A 14,356-nucleotide genomic window follows, 5' to 3' on the forward strand; every position below is an offset into this window, starting at 1 on the left:
CTTTTGTTTCGCTGCCTTTGGTTAACCCTGTTGATAGGTTGTTTCCTGACCGATACCCTGTGGGCACAGCAACCGGCTATCGCGGGCTATCACGTAAACGTTAAAACAAGATCAGGCAATCATTTTTCAGGCTTATTACAGGAAGTCACCCGTTCCTATCTGTACATAGGAAATGACCACGATGAACCAGAGAGTAGAATTCCGCTGGACGATGTATTGAAAGTGGTTATTCGCAGACAAAACAAAAAGAATGCGGTTATCAGTGGTGCCGTTGTCGGCGGGTTTATTCTGGGATTCATTACGAACCAATCCCTGCAAAGGGTTCCGCCCCGAAGTTTGTCTACCTACGGTCTGATTCTGACATTTGCTGCGGCAGGTGGCGCTGCAGGTGGAGCTTTGGCTGGCTCAACGATACATAACGTAACAACGGGCCGAACTATTCGTCCACCCAATAACGAAAATGCCAGCCTTAGTCTGTTTCGTCAATTAGAGCCGTTCAGTGCACACTACCAGCAGGATTTTATTAACCGACTGCCCAAAAACAACCCCTAATATGTCTACTCAACCCGCATCCGATAAATCAGGTGAAGCCAGCGTTATGCTGATGCACTCCGAAGACCTTCTGAACTGGTCGCGGGAGAAGTCGATGTGGCCACTCACGTTTGGACTAGCCTGTTGCGCTATTGAAATGATGGGCGCCATGACGGCCAATTATGATCTTGAACGATTCGGTATCTTCCCGCGCCCTTCGCCCCGCCAATCCGACATTATGATCGTGTCTGGCACGGTAACCTATAAGATGGCCGACCGTATCCGGCGGCTGTATGAGCAGATGGCCGAGCCCCGGTACGTTATTTCGATGGGTTCCTGCTCAAACTGCGGTGGTCCTTACTGGCAACATGGCTACCACGTAGTAAAAGGAGTGGACCGAATCATTCCGGTGGATGTGTACGTGCCTGGATGCCCACCCCGCCCCGAGGCTCTTATCGATGGGTTTTTGAAGCTACAGGAGAAAATAAGGACCGAGCATCCACTCCAAAAAGAGCTTCCGCGAAGCGAGCCACTGCCAAACCAATAATGTTTTTACAGCGACTAACACGCCGTAGCGAATAGCCATGAATGTACTGAGCCACTCACTTCGTCAAACGCTTGTATCGGTTCGACTTATAGGACTCATCTACTGTGTCACGCTGGTGCTGGGTTTGCTGGTAGCCTTACCGTTTTATGATACGCTTATCGTTGAAGCGCATAGTTCGAGGGCGTTTCTAACGTTACTGGATGGGTTTGATTACACCGTATATACCGATTTTATGCACAACAGCCAGAAGGCCCTTTCGCCACTTTTCGGCGTTGGCCGGTTGTTGGGAGTAGGATACATTTTTCTGAGTATTTTTTTTGCAGGGGGTATCCTGTTGCGCTTTGCCCAACCCGGCACCCCATTCAATGCTGGTTTGTTCTGGCAGGGGTGCACCTACTACGTTGGGCGATTTTTGAAGGTCTTTGGGGTAACGGCCCTGTTCCTACTGGTCGAAACGATAATCTGGCTGATAGCGGGTTCGCTGGTTGGCTTCGCCCTGAGCGATTCGCTGACGGAACGGGGTATAGTCTGGATTGGAGTCGTGTTTTTCTCCCTCTTTGTGCTCACCAGCACGTTGCTTCTGTGCATTGGCGATTATGCCAAAGTCCTGATGTTTCGGGATGATGAGCTTAACCCATTTCGAGCCTTCGGCCGGGCCGTCCGGTTCGTGTTTAGGAACCTCGGTCGAACCTATGGGCTGTATTGTCTGCTGATCTTGGCTGGTTCGGCCCTGTTCGGTATCTACTTTCTGATTGACAGCCTTATTCCCATGAGCAACTGGGGTACTATTCTGCTCATGTTCCTGCTTCAACAGAGCCTGATTTTTGTCCGCACCGGCTTAAAAGTTTGGTCATTGGGACTTGCCTACGCCGTGTATGAAACGCTGCCACATCCACTACCCATTCCGACCCCAGTACCACTAGTTACTCCGGTTCCTGAAGCCGACGATAAATTCCTTTGAGTACAGCGTATTAAGTATGGCTTAAGCCGATGATGAGGTATAGCGGACTTCAGTCCGCTTAGTCATGCGACGATTTGTGACATCTCATCTCACCTACCGGGCTGAATTTTGCAGTATTATATCGGGACATAGGAGAATTTTTATCAGCTCCCGGTTTCAACCGGGGGATAGATCGCAAAAGCCACAAAAAAATGCCCCGGTCGTTTGGCCGGGGCATTTTTTATATTCGTGCAAAGCGGATATTACATCATACCGCCCATGCCACCTGGGTGACCATGGCCACCACCGGCTGGAGCCTCTTCTGGCTCGTCGGCAATAACACACTCGGTTGTCAGCAACAGACCAGCAATCGACGCTGCGTTTTCCAGCGCCAGGCGAGTTACTTTCTTCGGGTCAATGATACCAGCGGCAAACAGATCTTCGAACGTGTCGTTCTTGGCGTTGTAGCCAAAACCACCCGTACCATCTTTCACTCTGTTTACAACAACCGAACCTTCACCACCAGCGTTGGCAACAATCGTGCGGAGCGGTGACTCCAGTGCCTGACGGATGATGTTGATACCGGTTTTTTCGTCTTCGTTGATGGCGTTGATACCGTCAAGGGCCGGGATGGCACGGATCAGGGCAATACCACCACCCGTTACGATACCTTCTTCAACGGCAGCGCGGGTTGCGTGCAGGGCATCGTCAACACGGTCTTTCTTTTCTTTCATTTCTACTTCGGTAGCAGCACCGATGTAGAGGATAGCCACACCACCCGACAGTTTGGCCAGACGTTCCTGCAATTTCTCGCGGTCGTAGTCCGATGTCGTGTTCTCAATCTGGGCTTTGATTTGGTTCACGCGGCCCGTGATGTCTTCCTTCTGACCGTCGCCATTAACAATAGTCGTATTGTCTTTGTCGATCAGCAGTTTTTCAGCTTGTCCCAGGTAGTCAATCGTAGCGTTTTCCAGTTTGAAACCACGCTCTTCGCTGATAACCTGTCCACCTGTCAGGATGGCAATATCTTCCAGCATCGCTTTCCGACGGTCACCAAAACCAGGAGCCTTAACAGCAGCTACTTTCAGGGCACCCCGGATTTTGTTCACAACCAGCGTAGCCAGTGCTTCACCATCCACATCTTCGGCGATGATCAGCAATGGACGACCAGTCTGCGCTACCTGCTCCAGAACGGGCAGCAACTCTTTCATGGACGATACTTTCTTCTCCGAAATCAGGATGAACGGACGCTCCAGTTCAACTTCCATCTTCTCGGTATTGGTCACGAAGTAAGGCGACAGGTAACCGCGATCGAACTGCATTCCTTCCACCGTTTTTACTTCGGTTTCCGTTCCACGCGCTTCTTCCACCGTGATAACACCTTCTTTACCTACTTTCTTCATGGCTTCGGCAATCATTTTGCCGATTTCCTCGTCGTGGTTAGCCGAAATGGTAGCTACCTGCTCGATCTTACCGAAGTCGTCACCAATCGTTTGTGACTGCTCCGTGAGGTTTTTCACTACGGCAATAACGGCTTTCTCAATACCACGCTTCAGGTCCATTGGGTTAGCGCCGGCAGCCACGTTTTTGGCACCAATTGAGTAGATAGCCTGCGCCAGAACGGTAGCTGTTGTGGTACCGTCACCAGCCGAATCAGCCGTTTTCGAGGCCACTTCTTTTACCAACTGAGCCCCCATATTCTCCATGGCGTCTTTCAGTTCAATTTCTTTCGCTACTGTTACACCATCTTTGGTGATGGTTGGCGAACCAAATTTCTTATCTAAAATAACGTTACGGCCTTTAGGTCCGAGGGTAACTTTAACCGCGTCGGCCAGGGTGTCAACACCCTTCTTAATGCGCTCGCGGGCTTCCGTATCAAAAAATATTTTCTTAGCCATAATTGGATAATGATGAGTTATGAATGATTAATTACAAATGAAAAGGATGGATGATAGTTGCAGAAAGCAATTCATCATTCATCACTTATAATTCATAATTAGTTTACAGGATTGCGAAAATGTCGGATTCACGCATGATGAGATACTCTTTGCTATCAACGGTAATTTCCGTACCAGCATACTTGCCGTAAAGAACCGTATCGCCTACCTGAACCGTAAGGGGCTCATCTTTCTTGCCCGCTCCAACGGCAACGACCGTTCCACGCTGTGGTTTCTCTTTGGCTGTGTCGGGAATGATAATTCCGAACGAGGTTTTCTCTTCAGCCGGGGCGGCTTCCACCAGGACCCGGTCGGCCAGCGGTTTCACGTTTACTTTAACGCTTTCCGTTTCTGCTACCATGATAATGAATTGATTAAGGTTATTAAACTATTTGTATAAACTTACCTCTAATAACCGCCAGTGCGGTCATGATTGTCAGGGTGCCAATTACTGTGCCAACCCAGGCAGACTGTCAAATTTTCAGACTTTAGCCTGACATACTGCCAATTACTCTCTGCACTGAACTTTCTTTGGCGGATAAAGCGCATTTGGCAAACAGAATTTGGCAGTCTTTTCCAAATTGAGTACTTTACGTATTGGATACACCCGAAAAAGACAATGTTCGGTCTATGAAAAAGTTACAATCCGACTGGTTCACGCAAAATTGGCTCGACGCCGAATACCAGAAATATGTCTTGATGGCATACCTGCAGGCCGTTCAGCAAAACTTTACCGATCATAAACTCTGCCCCGACCTGCCGGAACTGCGCAGTCACTACGATGCTGGAATTCGTTTTTCGAGGGGCAAAGGTACGCTAAATGCTGCGTTCCCCAAGCGCGTTAGTGGCGTGAGCGGCCCACCACCCCGTATTGACTATACATCGGAAGTGACGGAACCTGCTTTTATGGCCGAAGTAGATGCCATTATGGATTTTGCACTGCCTCGTTTTCAGGCCCTGGTGACAGAAGGGCAGCAGCGTTGGACTGATATTGCCCAGTCACTCATGCTGGCTCCCATTGGGTTGTTACCACTGCGGCCGGAGGAAGGCTATTTACTGCTTCACGCAACCAATCAGGCCGAGACTCAGGTCTACTATTTCTGCCTGACGCTCTATTCGGAACAGGAGCCGGGTGGGCGTCTGGTTCAGCTACGATTGGTGGATGTTGTACAGAAGAGTATAATGACTACGTTCGAAAATATCAAACTCGACCTCATCCGGAGATACCGTGAATTACCAAATCCGGCAACATATATGCTGGAAAGTCAAAAATCGTACCCTGTTCAGGAAACGCTCCTGCCCATTGCCCGTCAGTTACTGGCACAGGCAGTAGCCTGAAAAATAGCGTATGCATAAAATAAAAGACTCCATCCTGCCGGGCAGGATGGAGTCTTTTATTGCCAAATAACCAGCAATGAATTACCTCTGGGGCGTAAGTGCCGATGTAGAAGCGCCCGGAGTTGCCTGACTGGGGGCAGCACCAGCACCCGTAGCAGGACCAGGTGCCGCAGCACCGGGTAGCGTTTGGGTTTGTGCCCGGTCTACGTTGGCACTGTTGATACTACCTGCCTGATTGCGGTCAATAAAGACGTACGTGGCTAGCGACAGAACCATCATGGCGATGCCAAGCCCCCAGGTAATCTGTTCGAGCAGGTCAGTCGTTTTTTTGACGCCCATCAATTGATTAGAGCCCAGACCGCCAAATTCACCTGTTAATCCACCACCTTTTGAATTCTGAATCAAGACAATCAGAATAAGCAGAACCGTGATGATGCAGATGAGGATAATAAGTGCCGTTGCCATGAAAAGTTGCTAAATTATATGTGTTATATAGGTTGTGAGGGCTAAAGAAAAAAAGCGGTCAATCTTCCGTTGTGTTTTGGTTCGTCTTTAATTCCCCCATTTTTTCCGCAAAGTACGCCTTTTTTTCGGGATTTTTTACCATCAGTTTGCTGTACATTTCCAGTGCTTTGTCAACTTTACCCTGCTTCACCAGGATTTTGGCCAAACTTTCGGTTACTAAACCAGTACCTACAGGCTTGCTGCGTTTAGTCAGGTCTTCCTGTTGCTGGTTGGCGGTTGGTTTGGTGCGTATGGGTGATATACGGGGTTCATTGCGTATAAAACTATCAATCAGGTCGAACTGACGTTGCCGTTCCAAATCACTGGGACTGGGTTCCGGAACAGCCGGAACCGTTTCTGCTCGCTGTGAGAGCTCATTTTGGAGTGCTTTTTCGGACAGGGTTGTATCCTCCGGGGTGGGTACCGTCTCGACTGGTTCCGGCTCAAACTGGGCGGCAATCTGTAGTAGGGGCAGTGTTGGAAAGCCACTTTCCAGTTCAGCCTTCGATTTAAAAAGCGCGTAGCTTTCGTGTTGATAGTCTTCCGGAACAGGAACGTGTTTTGCCGACAGTTCATTCAGTTTCGTCAGCAGGTTGTCTGACCATTGGAACTCATTATCGATAAGCTTCCGTAAGGCATTTCTGCTCAGTGCATAAGCGGCTGCCTGCCGTACGTGCCCTATAGCCTGACTTCGCTGGTATACGGAAGCCGCCTTGGCCGTTAGGGTGTGTAAAGACTGGCAATAGGGATAAGCCAGCAGACTTTCCTGCAACTGAACAAAATCGGTGGCCGTCAAATCGTCCGGGTAGGTTACCCAGTACGAGAAGGTTTCTTTATCGAGCGCTAACATGGGGCTAAAGTAGTGATTAATAATTTCATCATTTCGAGCTTACCAGTCGGCGGCTGTTTTACTGAAGATGTCAAGAACAATCTGGTCGAGAATTTTAGGTACCAGCCGGCTTTCGTTCTGACTGAGGGTCTGGCCCTGCGGAAAATCCTGATAAAAGGAAAACGACTGCTCGAAGTTCTTCGTCTCGTCTTTGTTGTTATAAAACCGAACCAGAACGGTTATCTGCAACCGGTTTACGGCGGCCTGGTCCTGAGCTGTGGGCGCTACGGCTACCAGTTCATAACCCGTTATATTGCCTTCCAGCAAAATGTCGCCGTTGGACGGCACCACTTTCAGGTTCGTATAGCGCTGGTAATATTCTTTCAGTTTTTCATTGAATGTCAGAGGCAGGTTAGCGGGTCCACCCGCAGTAGCCAGCACAAAGTTATTGACCGTTACCGTTTTAATGTCGGGTGAGAGCGTGGTACCCGTAAATGAATAGACACCGCAGGATTGAATGATGAATGATGAAGTAAGAATGATGAATGAGTACAGGACATGCTTACAAAAGGCATTTATCATTCTCGATTTATCATCGCCCGTCGACCCGGTTATCATTCGGGGATTACTCTTCATCAATCTCATACTGTTTGATTTTGCGGTATAACGTCCGTTCGGATATGCCGAGTGCCTGGGCTGCGTATTTTCGTTTGTTGTTGTTTCGCCGAAGGGCTTTCAGAATCATTTCCTTCTCCTGTCGTTCGAGCGATAACGAATCATCCTCTTCGGTTTCATGGGTAACATCTTCCACTTCGGTCATGTCATTGATGTCGCCATCAACCTCATCAAAAAGCTGAACGGGTGGATGATGACCGTAGTTTTCGGAGGGCGGTACGGCATCCCGGGGTACGGCGCTCCGGGAGTGAGTTTCGGGGCGTGCCCCGTTGATGGCGGGTAGAAAACGGGTTGCGCCCGTCCCCATATCCGATGACTGGCGGGGCTCGGCGTCCGGGGCAATGGAGTCGAACAGGTCTTTGTGGTTGTTCAATATCTGTCGGCTATCCTGCTCGCTACCAAGTACATCGCGCACCAGTTTTTTCAGGTCATTCACATCCCGGCGCATGTCGAATAGCACCTTATAGAGTAGTTCGCGTTCCGAGAAATTATCGCCATGCGTGCTTGAAAACAGGGCCAGTGACTGCGTAGGCGCCTGCCATTGGGGCAGGTATTTGGCCAGCGTTTCTGTGTCGATGGGTTTATTCTGCTCCGATTCGAGAATGGAGATTTGCTCCGCGATATTCTTCAACTGGCGGATGTTGCCCGGAAACGGGAACCCGACAAGGGTTTGCTTGGCGCCTTCGGTCAGTTGTAGTGGTTTGATACGGTATCGCTCGGCAAAATCGGTGGTGAACTTGCGGAACAGCAATTCAATATCGGTACCCCGTTCCCGCAGGGGGGGCACAAAAATGGGAACCGTGTTGAGCCGGTAATATAAATCCTCCCGAAACTTCCCCTTCTCCACCGCGTCCATCAAATTGACGTTCGTGGCCGCTACAACCCGCACGTCGGTCTTCTGGGTTTTTGATGAGCCCACCCGAATAAACTCACCGTTCTCGAGCACCCGCAGCAACCGGGCCTGGGTGCCGAGGGGCATCTCGCCAATTTCGTCCAAAAAGATGGTGCCCCCATTGGTCGTTTCAAAATACCCTTTTCGGGAGTCGACAGCCCCCGTAAAGGAGCCTTTTTCGTGACCAAACAATTCGGAGTCGATGGTGCCTTCGGGAATGGCTCCGCAGTTGATGGCAATAAACTGACCGTGTTTGCGGGCACTCAGGCTATGGATAATTTTGGAGAACGACTCCTTGCCACTGCCACTTTCGCCGGTAATAAGCACCGTCAGGTCAGTGGCGGCTACCTGCATGGCTACGTTGATGGCGTAGTTGAGGGCAGGCGCATTGCCAATAATACCAAACCGTTGCTTAACCGACTGTATTTCCTGTTGATTCATTCCATTCTATGGTAGTCGGTTTACGGTTTGCGGTTTGTGGTTGACCGGCGCCTGAGTATTACCTGCGTCACTCAACCACAAATCGTAAACCGTAAACCATATATGTTAAACCACTTCCCCCCGCAGCGTGGCCGATGTGCAATCCGTCACTAACACATTGACGTACTGACCTTTCTGGTGGTTTCCTTTTGGAAAAACAACCATTTTGTTCTGGTCATTCCGGCCACTCAGAAAATCGTTGGACCGCTTGGACGGGCCTTCTATCAATACCCGCTGTACCTGCCCGATGTGCCGTTGATTGCGTTTGGCAGAGTGGGCCAACTGGCAGGCGATAATCTCATTCAACCGGCGTTTCTTCACGTCTTCGGGAATATCGTCGGCATATTTCTTTGCTGCCAGTGTACCGGGCCGTTCGGAGTAGGAAAACATGTACGCGTAATCGTACTGTACATAATCCATGAGCGACAGTGACTCCTGATGCTCGGCTTCCGTTTCCGAGCAGAAACCCGAAATCATGTCCGTTGAGATGCCGCAATCGTCACCCAGAATTTCGCGGATACGATCAATTTTGCCGATATACCAGGGCCGGTCGTACGTCCGGTTCATCAGTTTCAATACCCGGCTGTTGCCGCTTTGGGCAGGCAGGTGAATGTAGTTGCAAATATTGTCATATCTGGCTATGGTATGCAGCACATCATCCGTAATATCTTTCGGGTGAGAAGTAGAGAATCGAACCCGCAGATCGGGGTGGATTTGGGCGACTAATTCGAGGAGACCGGCGAAGGTAATGGACCTGGGGCCTGGGGCCTGGGGCATAGGGGGTTGTTCCCCCGGCTCCACGCCCTCTGCCCCCAGCCATTTATACGAGTCCACATTCTGACCCAGCAGCGTTACCTCCCGGTAGCCCCGGTCGAAGAGGTCCTGCGCTTCGCGGACGATGCTGTGTGGGTCGCGGCTACGCTCCCGGCCACGGGTATATGGCACTACGCAGAAGCTGCACATATTATCGCAGCCGCGCATGATAGAAACGAAGGCAGTTACCCCGTTGGAGTTCAGGCGAATGGGAGAAATGTCAGCGTAGGTTTCCTCCCGCGACAAAAACACGTTTACTGCTTTCTGGCCCGATTCAGCTTCTTCTACCAGTTTGGGAATATCGCGATAGGCATCGGGGCCCGCCACGATGTCAACCACCTTTTCTTCTTCCAGCAGTTTGGTTTTCAGGCGTTCGGCCATACACCCCAGCATCCCAACAAGGAGTTCCGGCTTTAGTCGTTTCAGACCGATCAGGTGTTTTAGCCGGTTCCGTACTTTTTGCTCAGCATTATCCCGGATGGCACAGGTATTCAGAAAAATTACGTCGGCTTCTTCGGCAACAGAGGTAGTAGCAAAACCGGCGTTGCGCATCACGGCCGCCACAATTTCGCTATCGGCGAAGTTCATCTGGCAACCGTAGCTTTCAATATATAATCTCTTTTTGCCAACGGCCAGTTCGTCCTCTGAGGTACGGGGTATCTCAATATGCTCCTTATCAGCTGGTTGCAGGATAGTTAATTCAGGGATGCGTGTCATAAAAAGCGCCAGTTAACGGTCGATAACTACTGATGGCTACCGAATGGGCTACAAATTTACGAAGAAAGCCCCGGTTGTGCTGTCATTTTGGCAGGAAATGGTGGTTAAATTCTCTTAAAGAGTCTTCTTTCTACTCTCTTTTCCGTCAGCTAAAGCAGACGGCAACGGGTGGGATGCTCTTAGGGACTTTTTGGTCTGCTGATAAAGCCGTTGAGTCCTGTAATGATTCTTATTCATTGCCGTCTGCTTCTGCGGACGGACCTAAATTAAAACCCAACTTCTCGGCCATCCGTTCTATTTCCTGATAGTAAGTCATGCCCTGATGATGTTGCTCCTGGTTCTGAATATAGGCGTGTACGCGTTCCAGGTGAGACTCACTCACAGATACGGCAAAATAATCGTCCTGCCACGTTAATCGGCCGGAACCAGCCAGCCCGCTTTTATTATTGAACCAGTAAGCCGACCCGCCTTTGATAGATTGCATTACATCCGCTATGCACTGTTTTGGCCCAAGACTGATCAGGCAGTGTAAATGGTCGAGATGCCCGTTTATGATAAGCAGCCGGATAGATTTTTTTCGGGTCTCTTCCTGAATATGTTCGCATACAATGTCTTTAATCTCTTTTGATAAAGTGGGCTCCCGGTTCTTGGTCGAGAATACAGCATGAATTAAAATCCGGGTGTGAGACATTGTTGATATGTTTTTGCTTTTCTTTTTCGTCCGCCAAAGCAGACGGCAACGGACGAAAAGTCCCTTTCGGGACTTCAGATGAAATGCGAGACAATAGGCAAAAAGTCCCGCAGAGGACTTCTCATTAGTTGCCGTCTGCTTCAGCGGACGGACTGCTTCAGCGGACCGTCCCCGGCATTACCCACACCCGAAAAACTTCACCAGCCTCAAACTCCGACTGACTGGCGGGCAGTTCCATAAACCCGTCGGCGGCTGTTAGGTTGGCGAAATCGGCGGAGCCGGAACCCGGCAGTGAATGCGCCATCGTTCGTCCGTCGGTTTCGGAGGTAAGTTTCACCGGCAGGAAATAGGTGAGATTGGGTCTGAACGCAATGCGGGTGGCCAACTGAGCGTACTGTACCGGCGCGGGTGCCAGCCCCAGTGATGCCCGCAGGTAAGGCAGTACGTATCGACACCCACAAAGCACCGTAGAAACCGGATTGCCGGGTAGCCCGAAAACTGTCTTGTTGCCCATTGTGCCAAACCAAAGAGGCTTGCCGGGCTTTTGTTCTATCTTATGAAAGCGCTGTTGCACCCCCAGGCTGGTTAGTACGGCCGGGACAAAATCAGCCTTCCCGGCCGAAACGCCCCCACTCAGGATGAGCACATCGTTATTGGCCAGCAGGTGTTCTATTTCAGTCTTCAAAATGGCTTCATCGTCGGTAATGTGGTGCATAGTGGCGTGGATACCCAGGGATAGCAGCACTGTTTGTACCATGTACGTGTTCGACCGCCGAATCTGGTAGGGCAGGGGTGTTTCATTTACCGCCACCAGTTCATCGCCGGTGGAGATAAGGGCCACGCGGGGGAGGGCAGTTACTACCAGCTCGGTTTGCCCCACCGACGCGGCTACGGCCATCTCGGATGGACCCATCCAGGTTCCAACCGGCAGGAGCTCTTCACCCGCTTTCCGGTCGGTGGCCTGGGCGTGAATGTTCAGGCCCTTTTCTACATCGCCAATGGTAATTGTGGCCTGCCCGTCGGTTATGGTCACATCTTCGTACCGAACTACCGTATCGATCCCAATAGGTAGCATGGCCCCCGTCATTACTTCCAGGCAGGTGGTTGATTCCGTCAGTTTTTTCTGCGGCTCACCAGCGCGCTGCATCCCCACTACCCGGAATATTCGCTGTCCGGCACTATAATCCGCAAACTGAATACCGATGCCATCCATCGCCACCCGGTCGAAGGGGGGGAAGTCGCGGTCAGCTTTGATGGCTTCACGCAGTACACGGCCCGTCGCATCGTGGATTGGAACTCTTTCGGTGGGTAGGGTCAGCACATGCTGCTGCATGAGGGTGAACGCATCGGAAACGGAAAGCATACGGATTTACGGGTTAAAGGCGGTCTTGTCCGGTGGTACGAGTTACCACTTCATCCTCAGTAAATGATAAAAAGAGGGGTATTGTTTCTTGTACGCTGATGATAAAACCAACCTTCTATGGCCGGTCGACAAACACACTAACCTCCTGACTAGTATTGGTTGGGTATCGATTTCTGGAAACCGGTAGTAGGGCTACTCTCGCGCCATAAAATTATCCGGCTGGTAATCCCGGGATCTGTAACCTACCGGCGATTCTAAAATACGCCTTTCAAAACAACCGGGTACAAATGAGGATTCTGCGGCTACAGCCCGTATGTTTGCAACCAAACAACAATACCTGACAATGGCCTCATTTACGCACCTCAACGCCGATAATAACCCTGCTATGGTGGACGTGGGGGGGAAGACCGTTACCCGCCGGACCGCCCGCGCCCGCAGCGTTGTGGCCCTGGGTCCCGACATTATGCAGCACTTTGTCGGCACGGATATTTCGACCAAAAAAGGTCCCGTTTTCCAGACCGCTATTATTGCCGGTACGATGGCTGCCAAACGCACCGACGACCTGATTCCGCTGTGCCACTCGCTCGGGTTAGACAATTGCCAGATTACCATCAACACCGACGGGACGGATGCTATTATCGAATGCCTGGTATCGACTGAGGGTAAGACCGGGGTAGAGATGGAAGCGTTGGTAGGGGCATCGGTAGCGGCTCTGACCATTTACGATATGTGCAAAGCCTTCTCCCACGATATCATAATTCGGGAAACGAAACTGATGGAGAAAACAGGGGGTAAACGACATTTTCTGCGCGATGAATAAGCCGATTGTGCTCAATGGCCTTGTGCTGACGGGCGGACGCAGTACCCGGATGGGGCAGGATAAATCCCGGCTTATTTACCACGAAAAACCCCAGCGTGAACACCTTACGGATTTGCTCCAACCCTTTTGTGATACTGTTTTCTGGTCGGTCAACGCGGGGCAGGCATCTGAACTGTCGAATGCAACGCAACCACTTATTGTCGATGAATTCGATATTCCTGGGCCGCTCAACGGGATTTTATCGGCTTTCCGGCAGGACCCAAAAGCTGCCTGGCTGGTAGTGGCCTGCGATATGCCACTGCTGACCGAAACTTCGTTGAGAGTACTGGTAGATGGTCGTGATGAATCCAAACCAGCCACGGCATTTTACGATTCAAACGGGCAGTTTCCAGAACCCTTGCTAAGTATCTGGGAGCCAACCATCGAACCCATTCTGCAAACGGCGCTGGCATCGGGCTACTACGCCCCCCGGCCTATACTGATGCTGGCCGACTGCCACCTGCTGACGGTTCCCGACGTGCGGGAACTGCTCAATGTGAATAAACCAGCGGAACAAAAGGCGTTGAAACATCGGGACAAATTCTGAGGTTCATACCGCAATTAACAACGTATGAACCCCATCCGAAGCCTGTTTATTGCCGCTGGCTCCCTGTTGCTGGGCCATGCCGCAACGGCCCAGCGCGCAACACCCTCGCCCGAACTACGGGCGTTTAGCGAACAGCGTATCAAACACCAGAAAACACTGGGTTTAGCCCTCGGCAGTTTTGCTCTGGCCAACATTGCCGTGGGTGCCGTAGCCGCCAGACAGACTACGGGTGAAACAAAGCAATTTCACAAGATGAATGTGTACTGGAACCTGTTCAACCTGGGTATTGCCGGGGCCGGTTTGCTCGGGTCGCGCAAGCGTAATGCCGATGCTGAAACCCTGGCCGATGCGGTGCGGCAGCATGAGAATATGAAACAGATTTTGCTTATCAATGCCGGGTTGGATGTTGCTTACGTGGTGGGTGGGGGCTACCTGCAGGAGCGTTCAACTTCGCATCCTAACAAGGCTGACCAACTGCGAGGCTACGGCAAATCCATTATGTATCAGGGTGGATTCCTGCTGGCGTTCGACCTTGTCAATTACTTTATTTTTAAAAGCCGGGGCGATAAACAGGAACGATTGCTGCTCTCCGCCACGCCCAACGGTGTAGGCGTTGGGCTGCCCATTCGCTAGGTGCTGGCTTAACTGGTAAAAAATGTACCACTCTGAACTAATCAAATTAGCGGACGGTTA

Annotated in this window: 16 protein-coding genes; 7 read left to right on the plus strand and 9 right to left on the minus strand. The window is 50.9% G+C overall.

The features are described 5' to 3' along the window. Positions 1–3 precede the first annotated feature (3 nt). The 3 genes from B156_RS0113875 to B156_RS0113885 are packed head-to-tail and all read left to right on the plus strand — an operon-like array spanning position 4 to position 2,039. The gene (locus tag B156_RS0113875) at positions 4–552 is read left to right on the plus strand and encodes a hypothetical protein (protein ID WP_245563737.1); all 549 of its coding nucleotides are present in this window, start codon (positions 4–6) and stop codon (positions 550–552) included. A gap of 1 nt (position 553) precedes the next feature. Beyond that, positions 554–1,078, plus strand: coding sequence for an NADH-quinone oxidoreductase subunit B (locus B156_RS0113880; protein WP_018620344.1), 525 nt, complete (start codon positions 554–556; stop codon positions 1,076–1,078). Positions 1,079–1,115: 37 nt separating this feature from the next. After that, a complete protein-coding gene (locus B156_RS0113885; protein WP_018620345.1) occupies positions 1,116–2,039 on the plus strand; it encodes a hypothetical protein in 924 nt (307 codons plus the stop codon). A gap of 242 nt (positions 2,040–2,281) precedes the next feature. Here B156_RS0113885 and groL read toward each other — a convergent pair whose 3' ends face one another. Together groL and B156_RS0113895 are read right to left on the minus strand one after the other, a co-directional pair. After that, positions 2,282–3,916 carry a chaperonin GroEL gene (groL, locus tag B156_RS0113890; protein ID WP_018620346.1) on the minus strand — a complete coding sequence of 545 codons (1,635 nt, stop codon included), beginning with the start codon at positions 3,914–3,916 and terminating at the stop codon, positions 2,282–2,284. 103 nt (positions 3,917–4,019) lie between these two features. Next, positions 4,020–4,316 carry a co-chaperone GroES gene (locus B156_RS0113895; RefSeq protein WP_018620347.1) on the minus strand — a complete coding sequence of 99 codons (297 nt, stop codon included), beginning with the start codon at positions 4,314–4,316 and terminating at the stop codon, positions 4,020–4,022. Positions 4,317–4,585: 269 nt separating this feature from the next. On the opposite strand from B156_RS0113895, the gene B156_RS0113900 reads away from it, so the two are divergent. Beyond that, on the plus strand, positions 4,586–5,293 hold the full coding sequence (locus tag B156_RS0113900; protein WP_018620348.1) for a hypothetical protein: 708 nt from the start codon (positions 4,586–4,588) through the stop codon (positions 5,291–5,293). An 81-nt stretch (positions 5,294–5,374) separates the two neighbouring features. Here the strand turns inward: B156_RS0113900 and secG are convergent, their stop codons facing one another. From secG to B156_RS0113935, 7 genes are all read right to left on the minus strand, one after another. Continuing rightward, positions 5,375–5,758, minus strand: a complete 384-nt coding sequence (gene secG, locus B156_RS0113905; RefSeq protein ID WP_018620349.1) for a preprotein translocase subunit SecG — start codon at positions 5,756–5,758, stop codon at positions 5,375–5,377. A gap of 58 nt (positions 5,759–5,816) precedes the next feature. Beyond that, positions 5,817–6,647: a hypothetical protein gene (locus tag B156_RS0113910; protein ID WP_018620350.1), complete on the minus strand. Its 831-nt coding sequence runs from the start codon at positions 6,645–6,647 to the stop codon at positions 5,817–5,819. 39 nt (positions 6,648–6,686) lie between these two features. Then, positions 6,687–7,262 (minus strand): LptE family protein, encoded by a 576-nt coding sequence (locus B156_RS0113915; RefSeq protein WP_245563738.1) that lies wholly within the window; start codon positions 7,260–7,262, stop codon positions 6,687–6,689. Continuing rightward, the gene (locus B156_RS0113920; protein ID WP_018620352.1) at positions 7,252–8,634 is read right to left on the minus strand and encodes a sigma-54 interaction domain-containing protein; all 1,383 of its coding nucleotides are present in this window, start codon (positions 8,632–8,634) and stop codon (positions 7,252–7,254) included. Before B156_RS0113920 ends, B156_RS0113915 begins: the two co-directional genes overlap by 11 nt. 105 nt (positions 8,635–8,739) lie before the next feature. After that, positions 8,740–10,203, minus strand: coding sequence for a tRNA (N6-isopentenyl adenosine(37)-C2)-methylthiotransferase MiaB (gene miaB, locus B156_RS0113925; protein WP_018620353.1), 1,464 nt, complete (start codon positions 10,201–10,203; stop codon positions 8,740–8,742). Between the two features lie 229 nt (positions 10,204–10,432). Beyond that, positions 10,433–10,894 (minus strand): IS200/IS605 family transposase, encoded by a 462-nt coding sequence (tnpA, locus tag B156_RS0113930; protein ID WP_018620354.1) that lies wholly within the window; start codon positions 10,892–10,894, stop codon positions 10,433–10,435. Between the two features lie 157 nt (positions 10,895–11,051). Further along, positions 11,052–12,257 (minus strand): molybdopterin molybdotransferase MoeA, encoded by a 1,206-nt coding sequence (locus B156_RS0113935; RefSeq protein ID WP_018620355.1) that lies wholly within the window; start codon positions 12,255–12,257, stop codon positions 11,052–11,054. 343 nt (positions 12,258–12,600) lie between these two features. Here B156_RS0113935 and moaC point away from each other — a divergent pair, with 343 nt between their 5' ends. Genes moaC through B156_RS0113950 form a run of 3 tightly spaced genes read left to right on the plus strand, consistent with a single transcriptional unit; the run spans position 12,601 to position 14,296 of the window. Further along, on the plus strand, positions 12,601–13,077 hold the full coding sequence (gene moaC, locus B156_RS0113940) for a cyclic pyranopterin monophosphate synthase MoaC (protein ID WP_026260823.1): 477 nt from the start codon (positions 12,601–12,603) through the stop codon (positions 13,075–13,077). After that, the gene (locus tag B156_RS0113945) at positions 13,070–13,663 is read left to right on the plus strand and encodes an NTP transferase domain-containing protein (RefSeq protein ID WP_018620357.1); all 594 of its coding nucleotides are present in this window, start codon (positions 13,070–13,072) and stop codon (positions 13,661–13,663) included. Before moaC ends, B156_RS0113945 begins: the two co-directional genes overlap by 8 nt. Positions 13,664–13,687: 24 nt before the next feature. After that, positions 13,688–14,296 (plus strand): DUF6992 family protein, encoded by a 609-nt coding sequence (locus B156_RS0113950; protein WP_018620358.1) that lies wholly within the window; start codon positions 13,688–13,690, stop codon positions 14,294–14,296. The last annotated feature ends 60 nt before the right edge of the window (positions 14,297–14,356 follow it).

The organism is Spirosoma luteum DSM 19990, assembly GCF_000374065.1.
GTDB classification, from domain to species: Bacteria; Bacteroidota; Bacteroidia; order Cytophagales; family Spirosomataceae; genus Spirosoma; species Spirosoma luteum.

Coding starts and splice junctions, on each gene's coding strand:
- B156_RS0113880 (WP_018620344.1), top strand. CDS start 554: ATGTCTACTCAACCCGCATCCGATAAATCAGGTGAAGCCAGCGTTATG.
- B156_RS0113885 (WP_018620345.1), top strand. CDS start 1,116: ATGAATGTACTGAGCCACTCACTTCGTCAAACGCTTGTATCGGTTCGA.
- groL (WP_018620346.1), bottom strand. CDS start 3,916: ATGGCTAAGAAAATATTTTTTGATACGGAAGCCCGCGAGCGCATTAAG.
- B156_RS0113895 (WP_018620347.1), bottom strand. CDS start 4,316: ATGGTAGCAGAAACGGAAAGCGTTAAAGTAAACGTGAAACCGCTGGCC.
- B156_RS0113900 (WP_018620348.1), top strand. CDS start 4,586: ATGAAAAAGTTACAATCCGACTGGTTCACGCAAAATTGGCTCGACGCC.
- secG (WP_018620349.1), bottom strand. CDS start 5,758: ATGGCAACGGCACTTATTATCCTCATCTGCATCATCACGGTTCTGCTT.
- B156_RS0113910 (WP_018620350.1), bottom strand. CDS start 6,647: ATGTTAGCGCTCGATAAAGAAACCTTCTCGTACTGGGTAACCTACCCG.
- B156_RS0113915 (WP_245563738.1), bottom strand. CDS start 7,262: ATGAAGAGTAATCCCCGAATGATAACCGGGTCGACGGGCGATGATAAA.
- B156_RS0113920 (WP_018620352.1), bottom strand. CDS start 8,634: ATGAATCAACAGGAAATACAGTCGGTTAAGCAACGGTTTGGTATTATT.
- miaB (WP_018620353.1), bottom strand. CDS start 10,203: ATGACACGCATCCCTGAATTAACTATCCTGCAACCAGCTGATAAGGAG.
- tnpA (WP_018620354.1), bottom strand. CDS start 10,894: ATGTCTCACACCCGGATTTTAATTCATGCTGTATTCTCGACCAAGAAC.
- B156_RS0113935 (WP_018620355.1), bottom strand. CDS start 12,257: ATGCTTTCCGTTTCCGATGCGTTCACCCTCATGCAGCAGCATGTGCTG.
- moaC (WP_026260823.1), top strand. CDS start 12,601: ATGGCCTCATTTACGCACCTCAACGCCGATAATAACCCTGCTATGGTG.
- B156_RS0113945 (WP_018620357.1), top strand. CDS start 13,070: ATGAATAAGCCGATTGTGCTCAATGGCCTTGTGCTGACGGGCGGACGC.
- B156_RS0113950 (WP_018620358.1), top strand. CDS start 13,688: ATGAACCCCATCCGAAGCCTGTTTATTGCCGCTGGCTCCCTGTTGCTG.